Source organism: Afifella sp. H1R, from assembly GCF_021462425.1.
GTDB classification, from domain to species: Bacteria; Pseudomonadota; Alphaproteobacteria; order Rhizobiales; family Afifellaceae; genus Afifella; species Afifella aestuarii.
The window spans coordinates 502,994-525,572 of sequence record NZ_JAKEDY010000001.1 but is presented as its reverse complement, the minus strand read 5'-3'; the positions used below and the strand labels follow the sequence as shown (position 1 = coordinate 525,572).

The following is a 22,579-nucleotide window of genomic DNA, read 5'->3' as shown; positions in this document are numbered from 1 at the left end:
TGCAGCCGCCGCGCAACACTCAGCCCCGTCTTTTTGTAGCTGCGCCCCACATGACGGCACCTCTCAAGGGTGACGCGGTTCGGCGCCCCGCCCCCAAAGCGCCGCTCATGGGCCTCACGCGCGATGGCGGGGTGCGGTCGCCAGCTGTCTCCGACTGACGTTGCAATTTCCGGGATCCTCGCCAACGCGGGCGACGGCTTCGGCAATTCTTGCGGGTTCCACAACGGCCACGAAGACGGGGGACGATGCCGCTCTATGCCGCTCTCGTCCCGATCCTCACGTCGATCGAGCTCGAGCTGCGCATTTCGCCGCACACCCGGGCCGACCGGAAACCGGGATAAAAAAAATCCGGGAGATGAGACATCTCCCGGATCGAGGTTGAGGAGGCGTCCGAAGACGCCGCCGTCTTTACTGATTTTGCTGCATCTGCTCCATCTGCTGGCGCATCTGCTGCATCTGCTCCATCTGCTGCTGCATCAGCTGCATCTGCTGCTGCATCAGCTGCTGCTGCGGCGACATTTCGCCAGACGGAGCCTGCTGGGCCGGAGCCTGGGCAGGCTTCTGAGCCTGAGGCTGCTGAGCCGGAGCCTTCGGCTGAGCCGGCTGCTGGGCCTTCGGCTGCTGAGCCTTGGGCTGCTGAGCCGGAGCCTGAGGCTGGGCCGGCTGCTGAGCCTCTGGCTGCGCTGCCGGAGCCTGCGGCTGCTCGGCCGGGGCCTGGTCAGGGGAAACCTGAGCGGAAATCAGCTCAGGATAGTCCTGGACCATCGGCGCACCGCCAAGCGGCTTGGGCTCGCCCTGATGGCAGGTCGCGCAGTTCGCCTTGGGAGCGTCTCCCGTCGGGCCGAGGCGCATCGCCGGATATTCAGGCTGCAGCGGCACGAGGTAGTTCGCATTGAGATCGCGCACCAGGTCCAGGCCGTGGAAGGCCGTGAGCCGCGGCGGGCTGCTCTCATTCCAAGACATGAACGACCGGCTGTCATGGCAGTAGGTGCAGTTCACGCCAAGCGCGTCAGACAGATGGATCATCAGCGCATAGGTGTCTTCCGTATCCTTGATGCTCGCGCCGAGGCCGCTGCCCTTAGCCGGAAGAGCGGTCGTCGGAACGATACGAGGATTGGACGGACCGGTCAGGAACACATCCGACGGGTTGGAGGCCATCGAGGTGAGGCCGGCAACTTCGTTCGCATGGTTCTGCCCGTTCGGGCTGTAGCCCGCATAGACTGCCTTCGTGGGAGCCTCGTCCTTGAACCAGATCTCGGTCGGGACAGGATTGCCGCGGTGGCAGGTGTAGCAGGTCACGCCCGTCTGGGCGACGTGACTCGTCCAGTCGGAATTGATGTGGCGCGTCATCTCAAGCATGCGACGCGACACGATCTTGGTGTAAGGCCGCTCGGCGGCCAGGTCGTTTTCATCGTGGCAGTAGGCACAGCCCTGTTCCGGCGACACCCACTCCGTGATCACGGTCATGATGCGCAGGAACTGCTCTTCCGAAAGATCACCGAGAACATGGACGTTCTGGTAGACTTCCGAAGCGCGGGGACCTTCAGCCGAAACCGCTGGAAACGGATCGGGAATCTGGTCCGCCGCCTTGCGCAGGTCCTCGACAGACTTGACCTGCTGCATGCCGGTGCCCCGATAACCCAGCTGCGTACCCTGTGCCAGAGGCCAGATATGATCCGGCTGCGGCAGATTAAGGGTGAACAGCAGGAGGCCGCCAACTAGCACGCAGAATGCGACGGCCATTTTCATCGCGAAGGTCATTGCGCCCCTCCTGACATAAGAGCCGGATCCTGGATGGCGTCAAAGACCTGCGGATAGGCGGGAACGAGCCCGTGCTTGATGCCCCACAGGAACCAGTTGTCGACAACCGTACCCGTGAGAAGCATGCCGATACCGCCGGTGATCGGGCAAAGAACCGCAAACCACCAGGCCCAGCGATGGATGGATTCCATGGTGGCATTGAAGCCCATGGTCCAGCGCCAGAAGAGCGCAGCGCGCTCCGCTGCAGTTCCACGATCCACGACCTGTTCAGCTTCCCGGTCGCCACCGAAGCGGCTCACAGCCAGGATCGTCGCACCATGCATGGCGAACAGAAGCGTCGCGCCATAAAGGAAGACGATCGAGAGCATGTGGAACGGGTTGTAGTACAGATTGCCGTAGCGGATCGAGAAAGCCGCAGTCCAGTCAAGGTGCGGGAAGATGCCGAACGGAACAGCCTCAGACCAGCTGCCGAGAAGCAGCGGGCGCAAGAAGCCGATCACAATCATCAGCCAGATCGCCGCCATGAACGCCCAGGCAACGTGCGTGCCCATACCGAGCGCGGTAGCCCGGCGGTACGTGCGCACCCACCACAGAAGAACCGACGTCGTCATAAAGAAGCCGGCCATCTGCCACCAGCCGCCCTGGTCGAGCGGGCAAAGCACGCAGAAACCAAGCTCGGCAGGCGGCGGCTCAAGCGCAAGCCACGGCAGTTGGCGCACGAATTCAATCGGGCTCCAGTTCACCGAGGCCAGCATGTTGAGACCGATGATCTCAAAGGCCAGGAAGCCGAAGATCAACGAAGCGACACCGGTCAGTCCGAGATAGACAGGTCCGATCTGTGCGTCGCCGATCTTGCCTAGCCAATAGGAGACAATCGGCTGTCCTGCCCGACCGGTAGCAGAGCTAGCGACCGGGACACCGGCGTAAACAGGTCCGTGGACCTGCACCCGGTTAAAGATGTTTTGGTACTCAGCCATAATAGTCCCCCTGCCCTAGCTCCAGATCGGGAGGTTGAGCCACCATCCCCACCACTCGGGCCATCCGCGGGTCCAGAACGGACCGCTGATGACGATGCAGACGGCACTCCAGAACGCTGCCGACAGCGCCAGGAACAATCCCAGACGATGCACGCCAAGCGAACCGATGGAGTAGCCCACCACATCACGGAAGAAGGTGTTCTCGTGCTCCGGGCCTTTGACGGCCTCACCAGGCTGCGGGTTGACGGCGGAAAGGATCACGCCTCCGTGCAACGCCATCGCGAGCGTCGTCGCGAAGAAGAAGCTGACGGCGATCATGTGAGCCGGATTGTAGTGGAAGTGCAGGTACTGGTACCCGACGTTCGACACCCAATCGAGGTGGCTCATGATGCCATAAGGAAAACCGTGCCCCCACGCACCCATCAACACGGGCCGGATGACGACCAACGTGAAGTAGGCAAAGACCGCAAAGCTATAGGCGATAGGAATATGATAGCCCATGCCAAGCTTGCGGGAGATTTCGACCTGACGCAGTGCCCAGGAAACAAATGCGCCCAAGGCGCATATGGTAATGAGCTGCCAAAGCCCGCCCTCGCGGAGCGGCGCCAAGCCTAAGCCGTATGAAAGATCTGGCGGAGCAATACTGATCTGCCAGATGTTCCAGGTTGGTCCCAGCGCCGCGCCCCAGAGAATGAGCCCGGTGCCCAACGCTGAGAAGAAGACCGTCGTTACGCCAAAAAAGCCGACGTAAAGCGGCCCCACCCAAAAATCGAAGAGATCCCCTCCGATTAGCGTACCGCCACGAACGCGATACCTCTTTTCAAAGCTGAGCATCGCCATTGCTCAATCCTCCGGTCAACGAGACGAGGAGCGAAGTCGCTCCTGCGTGAAGATGGCAGCGGGCTGGAAATCCCAGCGGACTGGAACCCAGTCCGCTGCCATTCGCAAAACCTTCCGTCTCGTCGATTAGGCGAGCGGCGTGATCAGCTCGACCTGGCTGGTCTGCGCCGGGGCCGTCGGGGCGCCCTGCATCCAGTTGAACCGGTCGGTGCTCAGCAGAATGAAGTGAATGAGCAGAGCCAGAACGAACAGGAACGTGAACAGCGCGACCAGCGTGCGACGCGGATCGAACAGGAGCCAAACTTTCCACATTTCTCTCTCCCCCTATGCGAGAGTTGACAGGAACGCCGAAGCGGTCGTCGGCAGGTCTTGAAGGAACGCGTAGCCTTCCGGCCCCGGGATCCAAGGACGCCACATCCAAGCAAGAATGTGAGCGACGATTGCCACGGCGATGAAGACCATGAAGCTGGTCATGAACACACCGTGAAATTCGCGAGCCTCGCCTTCCGTCAGACCCGACAGCGAGACCGGCCTATCGATTTCAGCCATTGATCTACCCTCGTTAAAATCAGCCTTTCGGCCGTTACCGCGCACCTCCCGCGCGGCAGGGAATGGTCACGACACGAAGGCCGTGACACATCTCCGCCCAGCAATGCCGGACGAATTCCAGCGAATGCGCCTCAGCGCATAAAAGCGAATGGGATCGTCGTGTTGGCCGCGACGCGCGCCTCTTCAATCACCGACCGGCGACCATTCGGTCCCGGCGGGAAGGGACGCCATTGCGGCGGCAGAAGCCGCGCAATGATGCAAACCACCAAGAAGAAGGCGAAGCTCACCATCACGATGAGACGGAAATCGCGCTCTTCTTTGGATCGCAGCAGCGCTACGTTCGATTTTTCGATTGCAGCCATATGCCTCTCCACATCAAACTCTTCGGACAGCGCGCCCCCGCGCCAGTCCGGTTAAGATTTCGTGCTGCGGATGACCCCCCGTCATACGAGCTCATCTTCTTCTAAACCGGTCGCAGCCCTACGAACACATGCTATGGTGACGCGGGGCGTGCCGACGCGCCTGGCTTCGCGCTCAGCCTGATCGCGCAGCTTCTTCGCTGCAGAGATGCGGATCAGAACCGGCTGCGATTCTACCAATGAATCCAATGACTTCTTGGCATCGTCATCCCACGGCAGCTCATCGTGGAGCCGCGAGGGCGTCGCATCGATCTCGTCAAGGTCTTTTGCCAGGGGCAAAATATGGAAGAGTGCGTCGAAAAGCGCATTGCACACTTCCTGAACGAGATACGTCGCACCCGAATAGCCCATGAACGGCGTGCCTGTGTGCCGCCGGATGATGGCTCCCGGGAACGAGGCCGGAATGTAGACGCTGCGTGCGCCGATTTCGGCCAGATACATGCGTTCGTTGTAGCTGCCGAACAGAACGAGCGGCGTCTTCTCCTTGACCGATTCGCGCACTGATTCGTTGTCGGGCTTGACGCCCGCACGGCGCGAAAAGGCAAAGGTGCAAGGCAGGCCCATTTCCGATTCGAGGAAGTGGCGCACGCCCCGCGCATAGGTCTCGTTCGCGACGATGGCGAAGCTCGCCGTGCCGAAGAAATCCTGAGTGACGGAGCGCCACAGATCCCAGATCGGCTTGATCGTCGTGTGTTTTTCGCGCGCGATAAAGGGCTCCGGGTCAAGACCCAGAAGCTCGCCCAGGGCGCGCAGGAACTTCGTCGTCGAATGCAGCCCGATCGGCGCCTGCAGATAGGGCTTTTCCAGCGCCTCGCAGAGGAGCCTGCCGAACTCGCGGTACATGCAGATGTTGACGTCCGCGTCGACAAGCCGGCCGACCTCGGAGATATGGCTGCCCATCGGGAAAACCATATTCACTTCGGCACCGATTCCCTCCACCAGCCGCCTGATTTCGGCGAGGTCGGAGGCCATGTTGAACATGCCGTAGATCGGACCAATGATGTTGACGCGCGGCTTGTCGCCTTCCTTGCGGGCGCGCGCCTTCGGCATCTTGCCCTTCTTGGCGCCAAACTGATTCCAGAGCCACGTCATCGCGCGGTCGGCGCTCTGCCATTGATCTTCATCGATCGTACGCGGCAGGAAGCGCTGGAGATTCGTCCCCTCCGGCGTCACACCGCCACCGATCATCTCGGCGATCGAGCCTGTCACCACGACGGCAGGGAGCGCGGGATCGAGCGTTTCATGCGCCCGGCGCATCGCGCCTTCCGTGCCGGTCTGGTTGAGATTTTCTTCAGACAGCCCGGTGACGACGATCGGCAATTCGTGCGGCGGCAACGCATCGGTGTAATGCAGGACCGAGGTGACCGGCAGGTTCTCACAGCCGACCGGGCCGTCGATGACAACTTGGAGCCCTTTGATCGCGGTAAAAACGTAGACGGAGCCCCAATAGCCGCCGGCGCGATCGTGATCGAGGACCAGCATCAGACCACCGATTCCGCGACCCGTTTCGGGTCTGCGGCCTTCCGAGCTTTCTCCGCCTTGGCAAGTTCCTTGCGACGGAAATCTGAATGGTCGGCGGGGATCTCTTCCCACAAGCCGGCGGTATCGCCGTGGCCGACGCCCTCAAAGAACTCACGCATCTCGTCGAAGCGGGCCTTGTTGCCGATCGCAGCATTAACGACCTGCGCAAGCGAGCCCGCGCCCGCGACACCGAACAACGGCCGCGCCGAAATGAGGTTGGTGAAATAGAGACCCGGGATCGCCATCTCCTTCGCCTTCTGCACGACCGGTGTCGTGCCGATGGCGAGGTCCGGCCGAAATTCCTCGACCGCGGCGATGTCCTTTTCAAGCGACGCGCGGTATTCGACGTGAACGCCTCGGGCTTCGAGCCAATCGCAGTCGGCAGCCGAATAAGGCGTCTTCGGGCAGGCCGTGCCGACATAGGGCACATCCGCCCCGCTCTCGAGGAGAAGCCGCGCGACGAGAAGCTCAGAGCCTTCGTAGCCGGAAAGCGTCACGCGCCCTTTGATCGGAGCATTCGCCAGCGCTCCCTTGATCATCGGCAGGAAGCGATTCTTCGTCTGGTCGACACAGTCGCGGGAAATGCCACACGCCTCGCCGATCGCGTCGAGCCAGGCGGCCGTTCCATCATGGCCGACCGGTGCGGAGCCGACAATCGGCCGCCCGGCTTCCTGAAACTCTCGGATGCTCGCCGTATAGAACGGATGAAGCGCGGCGACCGCGGCACAATCGAGCGCGGCATAGAGTTCGCGCCATTCACGTGTCGGCACGACCGGGCCGGCGGCAAGACCGAGCGGCTCCAACATCATGCCGAGCCCCACCGGATCGGCCGGAAACATTTCGCCCAGGAGCGTAACGGTCGGCTTGTCGCTCGGCCCAGCACGCGGCGCCTGAACAGGACCAAGCTCGGCCTCGGTGCGCGCGTAACGCAACATGGCACCAGAGAGGACGTCTTTCGCCTCTGCATGGGTCGGCACGCCGAATCCCGGCACATCAATGCCGATGATGCGCACACCGTTGATTTCTTTCGGCAAAAGCCTGAGCGGCACGCCGGAGGCCGTCGGCACGCAGAGATTGGTGACGATGACGGCATCGTATTTTTCGGGGTCCGCGAGCTTATGGACGGCTTCACGAATGTCCTCGAAGAGCTTGCCGGTGACGAGCGTCTCCGAATCGAAGGGGACGTAGCCGACGGTCCGCCGCGCGCCATAGAAGTGCGAGACGAAGCTCAGGCCATACACGCAGCAGGCAGAACCTGAGAGAACCGTCGCCGTACGACGCATCCTCAAACCGACGCGCAACGAGCCGAAGGCCGGGCACATCGATTGCGGCTGGTCGTGGGGACCCTTCGGATAATCGGCAGCGTAACGATCCAAAATCTCGCTTTGGCCGGCTTTTTCGGCCGCAGCGCGCATTTCGGCCTGACCGCCATGGCAACCAAGGCCGTCCCCTTCTGGAGACGGAGCGTTCGAGGGGCTTTTCGTCATGCTTTCACCTGGAGCGGGCATACCGGTCCCGGACGCCGCGGCGAGATCATTCGCCATCGGCGTGGCAGCGGCACCGTCGTAGACAACTTCCGTCGTCTTGCGGTCCCCACCTTTCCGGTCTTCGGTATCTGCCATCGTCTTAGCCCCCCAAGACGGCTGTCACACTGTGTCGTATATCACTTCGAGCGACGGTTTCTCTTGGGCAGCTTTGCCGCACATGTCTTCCATGGTGGCAGGCTCCAAGACCACGTCGCGCCCGACCTCGTCGCTCTTGAAGAGACCGAGAAGATCCTCCTGGCTGAGCGGGTCCGGCCGCATCGGAGGCGCATCGGCGACATTGGTCGCGAGCCCTTCGAAAAGCGGCGCCCATTGCGTGCCGGGGCGTCCGACGATCTGATAGGCAGCGCTCTTGCGCCGGATGTCCTCATCCGCAGGGATGGCGGCAAGAATCGGGATGCCGACCTTTTCGGCAAAGGCGGCCGCCTCCCCGGTCCCGTCATCCTTGTTGATCACCATGCCGGCCACGCCGACATTGCCGCCGAGCTTGCGGAAGTAATCGACCGCATTGCAGACGTTGTTGGCGACGTAGAGCGATTGCAGATCGTTGGAGCCGACGACGATGACCTTCTGGCACATGTCGCGCGCGATCGGCAGACCGAAGCCGCCGCAGACCACGTCGCCCAGGAAATCGAGCAGGACGTAATCGAAGCCCCAATCGTGAAAGCCGAGTTTTTCCAGAAGCTCAAAGCCATGGATGATGCCACGACCGCCGCAGCCACGCCCGACTTCCGGACCACCCAGCTCCATCGCGAAGACGCCATCACGCTTGAAGCAGACGTCGCCGATCTTGACCTCTTCGCCGGCGGCCTTCTTGACCGCCGAGGTCTCGATGATCGTCGGGCAGGCGCGCCCACCGAACAGGAGCGAGGTCGTGTCGCTCTTCGGGTCACAGCCAATCAGGAGGATCTTCTTCCCCTGCTGCGCCATCATGTACGAGAGGTTGGCGAGCGTGAAACTCTTGCCGATGCCGCCCTTGCCGTAGATGGCGATGATCTGGGTCTCGCGCGTGACGGGACCCGTCGCAACCGGATCAGGCTCGATCGCCGCCTCGTCCCGCAGATAGTCTTGCATTCCACGGCGGTTGAAGCCTGGCGCGTTGACGTCAAGGGTCATGCAGCTCTCCAATCCAGAATCATCTTGAGACAGGCGGCGTCGCCAAATGCGGTTCGATAGGCGCCGTCGGCGTCCTGTGCCGGGCAGCGATGCGTGATCAAACCGTCGAGCGACAGGCGCCCCGTTTCCACCAATTCCTTGACCGCCACCAGATCCGGCTCACGCCATTCGGCCGCGACGCGCAGTCGCGCCTCGCGCAGGAATGCAGGCGGGAAGGTGAAAGACAGCGGCGCAGAGTAGAAACCGGCGAGGACGATCTCGCCTCCGGGCGCAAGACGCGCAATCAGCCGATCCAAGATCGTCGAATCGCCGCTCACGTCATAGATCGCGCGATAATCCTGCCGGACATCCTTGTCCGGATCGATGGTGACATAGCCGAGCGCACCCTCCGCGCGTTCGGCGTTGCGCTCCCAGACAACGGGCGGCTCGGCATCGAGCGCGACGGTCACGCGCGCCAGAAGACGCCCGAGAACCCCGTGGCCGATGATCAGATCCGGCTTTCTCGCCCCGTCGGCCGCGATCGCGTGATATGCGGTCGCGGCCAGGGCAAGCAACGTCCCCCGCTCGCCAAGATCTTCCTTGATGGTGATGGCCCGCGCCGCCGGCACGATCAGCCGCTTGGCGGCGCCACCGAAAAGACTGCGTACGTCCGAAAAGCTACGCGATCCCGGCACGAAGACCCGCTCGCCGATTCTGGCGCGAGCCCCCTCGCCTGCATCACTCACCCGTCCAACGGATTCGTATCCGGGCACCAGCGGATATCCCATGCCCGGGAAGTCCGGCATCCGCCCCGACCAGAGCAGACGCTCCGTTCCCGTCGAGATGCCGCTCCATTCCACATCCACGACCACGTCGTCCGCGCCAGGCGTCACAAGCGCGACTTCCTTGAGAGCAAGATGCTCAGGCTGTTCCAGAACGACGGCGAGAGTGTTCAAACCGGCCTCTCCTAAATGTGTGTTCACGCTTCTGTTTTGGCGCGATTTATGGAGTGTAAGTCTAACTTGACCCACCGATACGTCAAGCTAGATTTACACAGACGCCCTGCCACGGAAGGCGACCAAAGCGCGCGCCAGGACTGGAGTCGGTGTTCCAAGCTGCTGGGAACGCACAAACCCCGCCTCCCGCAACATGGCCTGAAGCTCGCCGACAGAGCGCGGCCGACCGCTGCCCATGGCAAGCAGATAGAAGCCGAAATAAGCCTCCGCAGCGGCATCCCTGCCCGGGACCGGCGCCATCGGCTCGGCGATCAGAAGCATGCCATCGCGCGGCAGCGCAGCGTGCGCGGCGCGCAAAAGCGTCATCACCGACGCATCGTCGTGATCGTGCAGGATGCGTACGAGCGAAATGACATCGGCGCCAAGCGGCAGAGGGTCGCGCAGGAAATCCCCGCCGACGGCGGCCGCGCGCTGGCTCAACCCCGCCTGGGCAAAACGCACCTCGGCTCGGGCGGCGACGCTCGGCAGGTCGAAAAGCATCAGCTGAAGATCGGGAACCCGCTTGGCCACCTCCATGAGGAATGTGCCGTCGCCTCCACCGACATCGAGAAGACGCCGCCGGGTCGCGAGCGCGTTCGTCGCCAGCACCTCCTGAGCGACCATGGCCTGGGAGGCTCCCATCAACACCGTGTATTCGTCGATCGCCTCCGCCGGCAGCGCGCGCGGATCTTCGGCTTCGGCATAGGCCCAGTATCGGGCAAGCCGCTTCTCCTGCGCCTCGCCCCTCAACAGAGCCACCGGATCGGCGAGGTCGGCATAAAGATGCGCGTGGTGCTCGACCATCGCGGCAACGCCCGGATTGTCGACCATCGCCGCACCGAGAGTGCCAAGGCCATAGCGCCCCTCTCCCCGAACGGAGACGAGCCCCAAAGAAGCGGCGGCCCGCAGAAGCCGGCGCGCCTCGCTCTCCTCGAGCTTCAACCGTCTGGCGAGCGTTGCGAGATCCTGGGGTCCCTCGGAGAGAATCTGAAACAGGTCGAGCCGCACGCAGGCGAAAAGGACCTGCGAATAAACGAACCCCGCACAGAGATCGAAAAGCGAACGCGCATTGTGCTGTGCAACCGGGCGCGTCAGAAGATTGCGCGAAGCCCGCTCGCGAAACTCCTTGCTCCCAACCAGACGATCCCGCAGGGCGTAGATCCGGTCGAGCACCGATGCACGCAGTTTCGAGGCCTTCATCTTGCGGCCGACCCGGTTGCCCCCGATTCTTCCGCCGGCTCAGGCGGCGACGCGATCGGAGAGCTGTTTCGGTACGAGCCGTGTCGATTCCGACATCACGAGCGCCTTGAGCTCGTCGGATCCCTGACACTCCGGGATCGAGGCGACCGCGCCCTTCACGAGATCACGCAGGCGCTCCATGGCACCGGCGAGACCGAGCTGGACGACCGCACTCGGGCGTCCCAACGCGATGTCTCGACCGACCGGCTTGCCGTTGTCTTCCTCGGCAGCGACGGCATCACCAATGTCGTCGGCGACCTGATAGGCCTCCCCAAGACGATCACCGAGCGCGCGCCATGGCGCCGGATCGGCCCCCGCGGCGAGAGCGCCAGCGGCGGTCGCGGCCACGAAGAGCGACCCCGTCTTCGCCCGCTGATAATCGGAGACGGAAACCCTCGGCTCGCTTTCCCACGCCTGACCGGCGATGATGCCGGCCGGCATGCCGACCGAACGGGCGAGCGTCAAAGTGAGACCGGCGAGCCGCTGAGGGGCGCAGGCTCCTGCCCGCGCCAGCGTCTCAAAAGCAAGCACGATGAGAGCGTCGCCAGCAAGAACCGCCAGCGGCTCGCCGAAGGCACGGTGGACCGAAGGACGGCCGCGCCGCAATTCTGCATCATCGAAGCAAGGAAGGTCGTCGTGAACGAGCGACGCGCAATGGAAGAGCTCGATCGCCGCTGCCGCCGCATTGGAAAGATCAGGCTCGTCGTCCCCGCAGGCATGCGCAACGGCAAGACAAAGCCGCGGACGGATACGTGCGCCGCCCGGAAACACAGAATAGCGCATCGCCTGCGCCAATTGTGGCGGGGCCCCTGGTGCTTCGGCATAGGCCACAGCCATGTCGAGCGCCTGCTCGATGCGGACCAAGGCTTCCATAACGCCCCCCTTCGCGCTGTCTGTAAGTCCCTATTGTCACAGGGAGTGTCAATTACGATGGACAGATGCTAGCCTGAAGTCAACAAAGTCCTGTAGGAGTAAATGTCGCGGTGGGCAGCGAGAGGGTGGTGATCGTCGGGGCCGGGATCGGGGGCCTTGTGGCGGCCCTCATCCTCTCTGCCAAAGGCTGCGCCGTGACGGTCGTGGATAAAGAAAACGCGCCGGGCGGCAAGATGCGAGAAGTCGCAGCCGGAGGCCGCCGGATCGACGCAGGTCCGACCGTGTTCACGATGCGAGGTCTCTTCGAGGAGATCGTCGCGGATGCCGGTGTCGATCTCGGCGATGCGCTTTCGCTCAAACCCTTGTCGATCCTCGCCCGTCACGCCTGGAGCGCGGAGGAGCGTCTCGACCTCTTCGCCGACATCGACGAAAGCGCCGAAGCGATCTCAGCTTTTGCCGGCCCCGAAGAAGGGCGCGGCTATCGCCGCTTTTGCGAGCGGGCCAAACGCATCTTCGAAACGCTCGACGAACCGTTCATCCGCACGCCACGGCCGAGCGTCGAAAGTCTCGTACGCGGCGTCGGTCTCTTCGGTCTGCCGGGGCTCATGCAGATCAGCCCGTTTACGACGATGTGGCGGGCACTCGGTGACTACTTCAAAGATCCGCGCCTCAAGCAGCTCTTCGGCCGTTACGCCACCTATTGCGGCTCCTCGCCGTTTTCGTCACCCGCCACCTTGATGCTCATCGCCCATGTCGAACAGGAAGGTGTGTGGATGGTCGATGGCGGCATGCACGAAGTGGCCGAGACCTTCGCCCGCCTCGCGGAGGCCAGGGGCGCGCGTTTCCTCTATGGGGAGACGGTCACGGAAATCCTTTCCGCCGGAGGACGAGCGACAGGGGTCGCTCTTGCGTCGGGCGAACGCCTGGAAGCCGATGCCGTCATCTTCAACGGCGATGTCGCAGCTCTTGCGGCAGGGCTCGCCGGTGAGGCCTCTCGCCGCGCCATCAGCCTCCCTGCCTCGGCCGAGCGCTCCCTCTCCGCCATCACCTGGGCGATGACAGCGGAGGCGGCGGGCTTCCCCCTCATTCGCCACAACGTATTCTTTTCAAACGATTACGAGGGCGAGTTCGACCGTATTTTCAAAGCCGGGCGGCCACCGAACGTTCCGACGGTCTATCTCTGCGCTCAAGACCGCGACGACAACGCGGCCTCTGTCGCGACTGGACCTGAGCGCCTGTTTTGCCTCATCAACGCACCAGCGCGCGGCGACAGCGCGCCCCTCACTGACAGCGAGATCGCGGCATGCGAGACACAGACGTTCCAACTCATGGAAAAATGCGGCCTCACGATCAAACACAGCGCAGAGGCGACGGTGATCACGGCGCCACAGGGATTCAATCGACTTTTCCCGGCGACGGGGGGAGCCCTCTACGGCCAGGCGTCACACGGGTGGAAGGCGTCGTTCGAGAGGCCGGGGGCACGAACCAAGCTGAAGGGGCTCTATCTGGCCGGGGGCAGCGTGCATCCGGGAGCGGGCGTTCCGATGGCGGCGCTGTCGGGCAAGATCGCCGCCACGAGCCTGATGGACGATTGTGCTTCGACACGACGGTCCCGCCCCGCGGCTATCGCTGGTGGTACGTCGATGCGCTGAGCGAGGATGGTCGCCAGGGGCTGACCATCATCGCCTTCATCGGCTCCGTCTTCTCACCTTATTACGCCTGGGCGCGGGACCGCGGCGAGACGGATCCCAGAGATCATTGCGGATTGAACGTCGCCTTGTACGGCGACGGCGGCAAGCGCTGGTCGCTCACCGAACGCGGCCGCGGACGCCTGCAGCAGGGTCCTGATGCACTCGTCATCGGACCGAGCGCGCTGTCCTGGGACGGGCGAACGCTCACCATTCGCATCGACGAGACCACCGTGCCGATCCCCACAAGCCTGAAGGGTACGCTGAGAATCACCCCGCATGCGGTGACCCCGGGCCCCTATCAGCTCGACGAGGCGGGCAAGCATTTCTGGTGGCCCATCGGACCTTGCGGCCATGCGGAGGTGGCGATGGAAAAGCCGTCGCGCGTCTGGCAGGGCGAGGCCTATCTCGATTCCAACTGGGGCAGCGAACCGCTGGAAGACGGTTTTCGCCAGTGGGACTGGTCGCGCTCCGCGCATCCAGAAGGCGCTGCGATCCTCTACGACATGCAGCGGCGGCAGGGAGGCAACAAGACGCTGGCGCTGCTCTTTGACCGTGAAGGCAATGCCCGGGATTTCGACGTTCCTGCCCCGGCTCCGCTGCCTTCGACGCTTTGGCGCGTTGCGCGCAGCACGCACTGCGAAGTCGGCAGCGAGGCGCGCGTGCTCGACACGTTCGAAGACACGCCGTTCTACACGCGCTCTCTCGTGGCGACGCATCTGGCAGGCGCCCCGGTCAAAGCCGTGCACGAAAGCCTGTCGCTCGACCGCTTCAAAACCCGATGGGTGAAGATGCTGCTGCCCTTCCGCATGCCGCGGCTGCGCTGAGCTTCAGCAAAGAAAAGGCGCCGGCGACCAGCTCGTCGCCGGCACTACCGATACGGCCTACCGCGGCCGGCGGCTCTTCATTTTGTAGACGACGAAGACGATCGCCAGCGCGATCAGGCCGCCGAGCGTCATCAACGTCAGCGACGGCAACAATGCCATTTCACCCATTTTCCTCTCCCTGCTCTTCGTGAAGGTTTCACCAAAGGCCTGTCGCACGCGGGGAACAGCGGCTGATATCGCTCAGCGCGGCGGCCGCCGGTCGAGTGCCTGCTTGCTCTCTTCCTCAAGCTTCGCTTGCCTGTCCGCGCGACGCACGGAGACAATCTGCCAAAGGCCGAAAACGAGGACGCCACCGAAGAAAAAGATGAGTTCGATCAAGACGATCGTCGTTGCGTCCATGCTCTCCCCCCGAGGCAAAGATCGACAGCCGCAGCTGCCCTAGAGGTGAATCCGGCCTGCCGCTTCCCTTTCGTTGAGCTGAGCGAAGAGGTCGATCACCCATTCTGCCTGCTCGCCAAAGCCACGCCGCCGTACCGGCATCTCCCGGAATGGATAGGCTGACGAGGCAGCGGCTGCTTCCACCAGGAAGCGTGTCTCCGGAAGCGGCGCGAACACCAGATGCTCCTGTGCCGATCGGCCGGCCGCACAGCACGCGAGCAGAAAGGCCTTTCGGGAGGCAGGAACGACGGTGCGGCTCGACACCGAATCGAGACCCCTGCGCTCGAGCTCACGTCCGATCTCGGCATAAAGATAACACGCAGCCCTGATGGCGGGCCGGCATCGCCACGGCAACCGTGCGATACCGCTCGCAGCACGCAGGTAAAGCACGTCGGCATAGTCGAGGAGCCGTTGAATGACGCTGCCGAGCTCGGGAGAGAAGCCTGGATTTTCCAGCCAGAGATCGGGATCGATGCCGGCCTCGTGCATCCACTCGAGCGGCAGATAGATGCGGCCTGCGCGCGCATCCTCGCCGACATCGCGGGCGATATTTGTGAGCTGCATTGCCACGCCGAGATCGCAGGCGCGCGCCAGGACCGGATAATCGCACTCGCCCATCAGCACCGTCATCATGGCGCCGACCGTGCCGGCGACACGTGCCGCATAAGCGTTGAGTTCGCCGATCGTCTCGTAACGGCGCCCCTCGACGTCCCAAGCGAAACCGTCGAGCAACGCTTCCGGCAGGGCGCGCGGCAGGCCATAGCAAAGGACCATCTCGGCAAAGGCACGGTCCGCCGGAACGGCCGCGGGGCGGCCCGCATAGGCCGCATCGAGCCTGGCGCGCAGACGGTCGAGCGCCTCCGCCTTGCCGTTCGACAGATCCACGGCATCGTCGGAAAGGCGGCAGAAGCCATACAGCGCATAAGCGGGTGCGCGCACCGCCGGAGGCAGAAGAAGCGATGCCGCAAAGAACGTGCGCGAGCCCGTGCGAATGAGCTCGCGACAGGCGGCGTGATCGGCGGGTGTGGCCAGGCGTTGCTCAGGCCAGTGCGGCAGCATCAGGGACGACCTCATCGAGAATTCGGGCGGAAGAGAGAACACCCGGCAGTCCGGCTCCCGGATGCGTACCTGCACCCACGAGATAAAGCCGGTCCACCTCTTCGCTCTTGTTGTGAGGACGGAACCAGGCGCTTTGCGTGAAAACGGGTTCCAGCCCGAAGGCAGCGCCATTGAGCGACAGGAGCCGATTGCGGAAGTCCAAAGGCGTCGTCATGCGCGAACTGACGACATGCGATTTGAGGTCCGGCAGGACGGTCTTGCTCAGATGCTCTTCGATCGTCTGGCGATAAGCCTCCGCTTCCGTACGCCAGTCCGTGTTGCCGCCGAGATGCGGGACCGGAGAGAGCACGTAAAACGTGTCGCATCCAGCCGGCGCCAGCGAAGGATCCGTCGCCGTCGGCCGGTGCAGGTAGAGACTGAAATCTGGCGCAAGACGCTTCTTGTCAAAGATGTCGCTCAGCAATTCCCGGTAGCGCGGGCCGAGGAGGATCGTATGATGCGCGACGTCTGGATAGGTGCGATCGGTGCCGAAATACCAGACGAAGAGGCTCATCGAATAGCGCGCACGATCGATCTTTTCGTTGGTCCAGCGGCGCCGCTTCACGCTGCGCAAGAGCTTGCGATACGTGAAGGCCGAATCCGCATTGGAGACGACGACATCGGCGGCGATCGTCTCTCCCGAGGCGAGACGCACACCACAGGCGCGCCCATTCTCGACCAAGATCTCGTCGACCTCGGCATTGAGGCGGATGTCGTTGCCCTGATGCTGAACCAGGCCTGCCATCCCTTCGATCAGCGCGCCCGTTCCGCCCATGGCGAAATGCACCCCCCAATGCCGCTGCAGGAAGGTGATCATGGCGTAGATCGACGTGGTCCGGAAGGGATTGGCGCCGATGAAGAGCGGATGGAAGGAGAGCGCGATGCGCAGGCGCTCATCTTTGACATAGCGCGAGACGCAGGAATAAACGCTGCGGAAACTCTGCAGCCGCACGAAGTCCGGCAGCACCTTTGCCATATCGAGCAAGGAGCCGAAGGGCACATGCGCAAGTTGTTCGAACCCGACGCGGAAGATCGCCTCGCTCTCGGCCATGAAACGGTCGTAGCCTTCCACGTCCCCCGGAGAGATGCGCGCCACTTCCTTGCGCATGACATCGGGATCGGAAAACTCTTCGAACGTCGTGCCGTCGGCAAAAATCAGCCGATAGAACGGGCTCAATGACTTCAGCGTGATATCGTCGGCAAACTCGCGGCCCGCCAGGCGCCAGAGTTCCTCGAAGAGAAACGGCGCCGTGACGATCGTCGGCCCGGCGTCAAAGGTGAAGCCGTCCTGGCGAAAGACATAGGCGCGACCGCCCGGCTGATCGAGCTTCTCAAGAACCGTTACGCGGTATCCTCGAGCACCGAGACGGATGGCTGCAGCAAGACCACCGAAGCCGCTGCCGATGACGATCGCATGCGGGCGACGCTCCGCCATCTCAGCGACCGGAATTGAAGCTGAAGCACGTGTCAACATAAACTGACATGTACACCTGACAGGCCGTCTCGTGCAACGCGCCGCAAGGCGCTAGGGCCGCGACAATTCCGGCCTATCGCGTCGCCTCAGGCGGTGAAAACCCGCGTTTCTTCCAGGACCAGACGGAAGATGAGATCGGCCACCTGCCGCGGCGCTTCCTCATGCGCGAGATGACCGAGACCACGGAGATACTCGACCCGGGCAGAGGGCAGGATGTCTTTGACACGAAACGCGGTGGAGGGATCGATGGAGCCATCCTCCCCACCGGTGACGAGAACGAGCCGCGTCTTGAGCTTCGGCAGATCCCGCTCCAGCGGCCCGAGTTCCCAATTCGCCATCATATTGATCGCCGCCCAGACGTGACCGGTGTTGCGGGCGAGCATTTCGTACCAGTCGATGTCCTGCTGGCTCAGTTTCGAGCCCGTCCCGTCGATCAACCGTTTGACGGCGTTTTCGTCCCGATCGGCACTCCAGGCAAAAAAGCGCGCAGACAAAGACGTGCGCGCCAGGATCTTCGCTACGGGAGAGAAGAACTGCCCCGCCATCCCCGAGAGAGGGAGAATGGCACCATTGAGGCTGATCAGGAGATCGGAATCCAAATGCCCATCGAGATCCATACGCATCAGGATGGCCGCTCCCGCTGAATGCCCGGCGACGATGGTCGGACGGACGGAAAGAACATCGAGGAGGCCAGCGACCGCATCGGCCATTCCCGGCATCGACAGCCGATGAGCCGCCGGCGTTGAGGTAAATCCGTGTCCCGGCAGATCCATGGCCGTCACGGAAAATCGTTCAGCCAGAAGCGGAAGGATCGATCCCCAGGAATGGGTCGTCGCACCGGTACCGTGAAGGAGCACGAGCGACGGTCCCTCCCCCATCTGCTGCACATGCCAGCGCAGCCCTGCCGCCTCGACAAAGCGGCTCGCGGCACGGTTCGGCCAATTGCGGCCTTCCTTTTCCCAGTCGAGCTTCCTGGTCATCCGACGAATCGCCCTCGGCTCACTCCACCACCCGCACTTTTTCCTGGCCGCGCGTCCTGCAGACTATGCCGCCGCCGGCACATTCGAGGATACGGCGCGCACCGCCTGCGAGAGGCCCTCGGCATCCGCATAGGGCAAAGGCAGATAGATCGCAGCCATTTCCCCGGCAAGCTTCTCCGCCTTCGCTTGCGGTCGTGGCGACGTATCCACGAGGACGGCGCGAAATCCAGCCAGACGAAAGGCCTTGGCAGAGGCCAGCGCATCCTCCTCGGCTTGCGCGCGACCCGGCTCGCCATCACGCGCGATATTGGCGCGTCCATCGGTCAAGAAGACGATGCTCGGCGTCTGGCCCTTGCGCTTGACGCTATCAGCGAGTGCCGCGGCCGCATCGATCGCCGTCGCGAGCGGCGTGCCGCCTCCACCCGGCAGCCCCGCGAGGCTGCGCTTGGCGCGTGTCAAAGACCGCGTCGGCGGCAGAAGAAGCTCGGCATCGCGTCCGCGAAAGGCGATCAGCGCCACCTGGTCGCGACGCACATAGCAATCGGCCAGGAGGAGCTCGACGGCGCCCTTGGCCTCGGCGAGGCGGTGCAAGGCCGCCGAGCCCGACGCATCGACGACGAAGATCGTGGCCGTCTCCGACCGCTCCTTGTGACGCGAGATGCGGAAATCGTCGCGCCGCACCTCGACGCGCGCCGGACGTTTGCCCGGTTCGAGCACCTCTCCGCGCGCCGTCCTGCGGATCGGCTGCCAGGGCGCGGCCGCGCGCAACGTCTCCACGACGTTGAGACGCATCCCGTCACGCAAATCGCCCTGCCGTGTGCCGATAGGCCGGCCGCGCGTCTTCGATTGTTTTTGCGCGCCCGCCTTACCGCCTGCAGAGGTGCCGCGGCTGTGCCGGTCGAGCCCCATCTTCAACATGGCCAGGAGGCCCGGCGGAATGGCAGCCTGTGCGGCTTCCAGGATCACGTCGTCGAGCGGCTTGTCCTTGGCCTCCGATTCGTCCTTCTGCTCGGCTTCTTCCGGAGGTTCCTGAGGCTCGGGCGGTTGTTCCTCGGTGGATTCGTCCTCCGGATCTTCGATTTGCGGGATCATCGTGGCGCGTGGCGCCAGAACGAGACGAGCGGCCGTCTGCAGATCCACCTCGCTGACGGAATCCTCCCCGCACAAGGCTGCGTGCGCCTTTGCGGCCCGTGCGGCCAGCAGCGGTGCGCGCAGAGAACCGATGCCAAGTGCCATCGCCGTCGTGCAAAGCGCCTGCAGCGCGTCGTCTGAAAGCGAGACGGCGCTGTAACGCGCAGCGGCGGCGGTCACTTCCTCTGCCGTCACGACCGAAGGCTCCAGGTCCCGCAGGGTGGCGCCGGAAAGATCGATATGGAAAGCAAGACGGTCCATGAGCGCGGCGGGCGGCCGCTCCTCTTGCGACAAGCCCTCGTCGAGGGCGACGACGCCGAAACGGCTCGGCGTCCGCAAGGCAAGGCCGTCACGTTCGAGAACGACTTCACCGGCATCGAGGGCCGCAACGAGATGGGCCGCCTTGTTGGGCTCCATACGTTCCGCCATGGCGAGAACAACGACGCCGCCATCGGCTGCGGCGAGGATGCCGCGTTCGGCCACAGGACGCCCGGCGCGCAAGGTCGCCGTCAAATCCAGTCCGCCCAGAATACGGCTCTCGCTGGCATGCAGCGGCACCCGGCGCATGGGGGCCTCATCGGGCAGAAGCGCGCGCAAGGTTTCAAGCCAGGCATCGCGGCCCGGCCCTGCGAGAGAGCGTATCGCAGCACCGCCGAGCTGCGCAGGGGCAACGGCGAACAGTGCCGCCGCAAGAAGCGCGTCGCCCCAAATCGGATCTTCTGCCGAGCGCTCGCTCATCACCTTCGCACCTTTAAGCGCCGAAAATCTCCTCAAGGGCGCGGTCGACGCGCACCGAGGAACCGGAATCGTCGAGGGGGTTACGCCGCAGGCGGTGCCGGAGTGCCGGTGGCGCCACCTGACGCAAATGCTTGTCGCCGACCTCCGCATCGCCATCGAAAGCTGCAAGAGCGCGCGCGGCCCGCATCAGCGTCAGCTCGCCCCGCAGACCGTCGGTGCCGAGCGCCATGCACAATTCGGCCGCGCGCTCTAAAGCCTTGTCGGGAACCGAGACATCGCCAAGGCGCTTGTGCGCGGCAGTCAGACGTGAACGCAGCTTGCCGTCTCGGCGCTTCCAGTGCTCGACGAACGCAGCGGGGTCATGTTCATACGTGTCGCGACGGCGGATCACCTCGATACGGGTCGGCAGATCCGTCGGCGTCTTCACTTCGACGGACAGACCGAAACGGTCGAGAAGCTGCGGGCGCAGCTCGCCTTCTTCCGGATTGCCGCTGCCCACGAGCACGAAGCGGGCAGGATGGCGAACGCTCAAACCTTCGCGCTCGACGACGTTCTCGCCAGAAGCCGCCACATCGAGCAGAAGATCGACGAGGTGGTCCTCGAGAAGGTTCACTTCGTCGATATACAGAAAGCCGCGATGGGCGCGGGCCAGAAGACCGGGCTCGAACGCCTTTTCACCCTTTGTGAGCGCGAGTTCGAGATCGAGCGCCCCGACCACACGGTCTTCGGTCGCTCCGAGCGGCAGATCGATCACCGGTACCGGGACCTGGCGCGTCTTCAGGTCGCCTTCCGCCGCTTTTTCCTTACAGCTGTCGCAAAAAGCGCCTGGATTGGCGGGATCGCACCCATAGGGGCAGCCCACGACCACCCGCATCTTCGGCAGCAAAGCCGCCAGCGCGCGCACCGCCGTCGACTTGCCGGTGCCACGATCACCGAAGACGAGGACACCGCCGATGGAAGGGTCGATTGCCGCCAGAAGCAGCGCTGTCTTCATTTCGTCCTGGCCGACGATGGCGGAGAAGGGAAACGGCATTGCCATGTGTGTTCAACCTTGCGGCTTGGGCCGATACGCGCCCGAAATGTCAGCTTCGCAGCTCAACATCCGACAGGCTTACGCCGGGCCGGACAACGACGGGCTGACGCCACAGCGCTCGCCCAGGTTCATGAAAGGATTGAGACTTTTTCGAAAGAGAGACGCCAGATGAAACACCATCCTCACAAGCCAGGAATGCAAAATCAAGCTTTCCGCCAGCAAGGCTCAGGCATCGGCCAGAGCCTCTCGAAGAAGTCTCTGAGGCAGTTTGAAGTGAACTTTTTCTTCGATTCCGTCCAGGGTTTCTACATGAAGTGTGCGGAAAGTTCGCAGCCAGTTCAGCACCGCTTGTACGCTCGCTTCCGGCGCCGAAGCACCGGCCGTGACGCCGAGGCGATCGACATTGCGAAGCCATGCCGGATCAAGCTCTTGCGGGGCCTCGATCAGATAGCTCGGGATACCCGACGCCTCTCCGAGTTCACGCAACCGGCTTGAATTGGAGCTGTTGGCGGAGCCCACCACGACCAGCTTTTCGACGCTTGCGGCAAGCTCCAGCACTGCGGTCTGGCGGTTCTGCGTCGCATAACAGATGTTGCGCGTCTCCGGCCCGACGATCGAAGGAAAGCGTGCCTTCAAAGCGGCGATGACGTTGCGCGTGTCGAGCAGGCTCAAGGTCGTCTGAGTGATGTAAGCGACGCGCTCGGGGTCCGCGACATCGATCTCCGTCACCGCATCGGGCGTCGACAGGATATGGAGACGACCGTCAATCTGGCCGCGTGTGCCTTCCACCTCGGCGTGACCGGCGTGACCGATGAGCACCACGTCGTAGCCTTGCTCGGCGTAGCGGCGACCTTCCCTCTGCACCCGCTGCACGAGCGGACAGGTCGCATCGACGACGTCCAGCTTCTTGGCCGCGGCACGATCGGCAACCGCGCGGGACACACCATGGGCGCTGAAGACCGTGATGGAGCCGTCCGGAATCTCGTCCGTCTCCTCCACGAAGACGGCGCCGCGCTCTTTGAGCGTGTCGACAACGTGCTGATTGTGAACGATCTGGTGGCGCACATAGACGGGCGGGCCATAAAGCGAGAGCGCGCGCTCCACGATCGTGATCGCACGTTCGACGCCCGCGCAGAAACCGCGTGGCTGGGCTAGGATCACCCTCAAAGACCGTCCTGTCGCCATAAGCCTCTTTATAGGCAATCTACGAGGACGGCGTAATGTGTCACGTCGGTTTGACACTGTGACGGATTGCCATCGCCCGGACAGCGTCTGCGCCCAGCGATTAACTCCCCTTTATCTCAAAAGGTGGACAAAGCTTTTACTGCTTGCCGGCAGGTTTGGCTCGGGGGAACCAAG

21 protein-coding genes are annotated in these 22,579 nt (G+C 63.4%); 2 read left to right on the top strand and 19 right to left on the bottom strand.

Features of this window, described 5'->3' with window-relative positions:
• Positions 1–408 precede the first annotated feature (408 nt).
• From pufC to L0F51_RS02380, 12 genes are all read right to left on the bottom strand, one after another.
• On the bottom strand, positions 409–1,761 hold the full coding sequence (gene pufC / locus L0F51_RS02435) for a photosynthetic reaction center cytochrome PufC (protein ID WP_234627793.1): 1,353 nt from the start codon (positions 1,759–1,761) through the stop codon (positions 409–411).
• A complete protein-coding gene (gene pufM, locus L0F51_RS02430) occupies positions 1,758–2,738 on the bottom strand; it encodes a photosynthetic reaction center subunit M (protein WP_234627792.1) in 981 nt (326 codons plus the stop codon). The genes pufC and pufM overlap by 4 nt, the downstream gene beginning before the upstream one ends.
• A gap of 15 nt (positions 2,739–2,753) precedes the next feature.
• Positions 2,754–3,578, bottom strand: a complete 825-nt coding sequence (gene pufL, locus L0F51_RS02425) for a photosynthetic reaction center subunit L (protein ID WP_234627791.1) — start codon at positions 3,576–3,578, stop codon at positions 2,754–2,756.
• A gap of 126 nt (positions 3,579–3,704) precedes the next feature.
• Positions 3,705–3,890 (bottom strand): light-harvesting antenna LH1, alpha subunit, encoded by a 186-nt coding sequence (gene pufA / locus L0F51_RS02420; protein ID WP_092814991.1) that lies wholly within the window; start codon positions 3,888–3,890, stop codon positions 3,705–3,707.
• Positions 3,891–3,902: 12 nt separating this feature from the next.
• Complete coding sequence (gene pufB / locus L0F51_RS02415) at positions 3,903–4,127, bottom strand: light-harvesting antenna LH1, beta subunit (protein WP_234627790.1); 225 nt, start codon at positions 4,125–4,127, stop codon at positions 3,903–3,905.
• Between the two features lie 131 nt (positions 4,128–4,258).
• The gene (locus tag L0F51_RS02410; RefSeq protein WP_092814997.1) at positions 4,259–4,489 is read right to left on the bottom strand and encodes a hypothetical protein; all 231 of its coding nucleotides are present in this window, start codon (positions 4,487–4,489) and stop codon (positions 4,259–4,261) included.
• 81 nt (positions 4,490–4,570) lie between these two features.
• Entirely contained in the window at positions 4,571–6,028 is a 1,458-nt protein-coding gene (bchZ, locus tag L0F51_RS02405; RefSeq protein WP_234627789.1) for a chlorophyllide a reductase subunit Z, read from the bottom strand.
• Positions 6,028–7,554, bottom strand: a complete 1,527-nt coding sequence (bchY, locus tag L0F51_RS02400; protein ID WP_234629311.1) for a chlorophyllide a reductase subunit Y — start codon at positions 7,552–7,554, stop codon at positions 6,028–6,030. The genes bchZ and bchY overlap by 1 nt, the downstream gene beginning before the upstream one ends.
• A 159-nt stretch (positions 7,555–7,713) precedes the next feature.
• On the bottom strand, positions 7,714–8,727 hold the full coding sequence (locus L0F51_RS02395; protein ID WP_234627788.1) for a chlorophyllide a reductase iron protein subunit X: 1,014 nt from the start codon (positions 8,725–8,727) through the stop codon (positions 7,714–7,716).
• Positions 8,724–9,662, bottom strand: a complete 939-nt coding sequence (gene bchC / locus L0F51_RS02390) for a chlorophyll synthesis pathway protein BchC (protein WP_234627787.1) — start codon at positions 9,660–9,662, stop codon at positions 8,724–8,726. Before bchC ends, L0F51_RS02395 begins: the two co-directional genes overlap by 4 nt.
• Positions 9,663–9,755: 93 nt before the next feature.
• Entirely contained in the window at positions 9,756–10,901 is a 1,146-nt protein-coding gene (locus L0F51_RS02385) for an acetylserotonin O-methyltransferase (protein ID WP_234627786.1), read from the bottom strand.
• Between the two features lie 39 nt (positions 10,902–10,940).
• Entirely contained in the window at positions 10,941–11,813 is an 873-nt protein-coding gene (locus L0F51_RS02380) for a polyprenyl synthetase family protein (protein ID WP_234627785.1), read from the bottom strand.
• A gap of 110 nt (positions 11,814–11,923) precedes the next feature.
• Here L0F51_RS02380 and crtD point away from each other — a divergent pair, with 110 nt between their 5' ends.
• Together crtD and L0F51_RS02370 are read left to right on the top strand one after the other, a co-directional pair.
• Positions 11,924–13,465, top strand: coding sequence for a 1-hydroxycarotenoid 3,4-desaturase CrtD (gene crtD, locus L0F51_RS02375; protein ID WP_234627784.1), 1,542 nt, complete (start codon positions 11,924–11,926; stop codon positions 13,463–13,465).
• A complete protein-coding gene (locus tag L0F51_RS02370) occupies positions 13,405–14,328 on the top strand; it encodes a carotenoid 1,2-hydratase (protein ID WP_234627783.1) in 924 nt (307 codons plus the stop codon). The genes crtD and L0F51_RS02370 overlap by 61 nt, the downstream gene beginning before the upstream one ends.
• Positions 14,329–14,568: 240 nt before the next feature.
• On the opposite strand, the gene L0F51_RS02365 is transcribed toward L0F51_RS02370, so the two are convergent.
• From L0F51_RS02365 to ispH, 7 genes are all read right to left on the bottom strand, one after another.
• On the bottom strand, positions 14,569–14,727 hold the full coding sequence (locus L0F51_RS02365; protein ID WP_234627782.1) for a hypothetical protein: 159 nt from the start codon (positions 14,725–14,727) through the stop codon (positions 14,569–14,571).
• 39 nt (positions 14,728–14,766) lie between these two features.
• Positions 14,767–15,840: a phytoene/squalene synthase family protein gene (locus L0F51_RS02360; protein WP_234627781.1), complete on the bottom strand. Its 1,074-nt coding sequence runs from the start codon at positions 15,838–15,840 to the stop codon at positions 14,767–14,769.
• Positions 15,806–17,299 carry a phytoene desaturase gene (locus L0F51_RS02355; protein WP_234627780.1) on the bottom strand — a complete coding sequence of 498 codons (1,494 nt, stop codon included), beginning with the start codon at positions 17,297–17,299 and terminating at the stop codon, positions 15,806–15,808. The genes L0F51_RS02360 and L0F51_RS02355 overlap by 35 nt, the downstream gene beginning before the upstream one ends.
• Before the next feature lie 125 nt (positions 17,300–17,424).
• On the bottom strand, positions 17,425–18,318 hold the full coding sequence (gene bchO, locus L0F51_RS02350) for an alpha/beta fold hydrolase BchO (RefSeq protein WP_234627779.1): 894 nt from the start codon (positions 18,316–18,318) through the stop codon (positions 17,425–17,427).
• 63 nt (positions 18,319–18,381) lie between these two features.
• Positions 18,382–20,187, bottom strand: coding sequence for a magnesium chelatase subunit D (locus L0F51_RS02345; RefSeq protein ID WP_234627778.1), 1,806 nt, complete (start codon positions 20,185–20,187; stop codon positions 18,382–18,384).
• A 13-nt stretch (positions 20,188–20,200) separates the two neighbouring features.
• Positions 20,201–21,226 (bottom strand): magnesium chelatase ATPase subunit I, encoded by a 1,026-nt coding sequence (bchI, locus tag L0F51_RS02340; RefSeq protein ID WP_234627777.1) that lies wholly within the window; start codon positions 21,224–21,226, stop codon positions 20,201–20,203.
• Positions 21,227–21,445: 219 nt separating this feature from the next.
• Entirely contained in the window at positions 21,446–22,405 is a 960-nt protein-coding gene (gene ispH / locus L0F51_RS02335) for a 4-hydroxy-3-methylbut-2-enyl diphosphate reductase (protein WP_234627776.1), read from the bottom strand.
• Between the last annotated feature and the right edge of the window lie 174 nt (positions 22,406–22,579).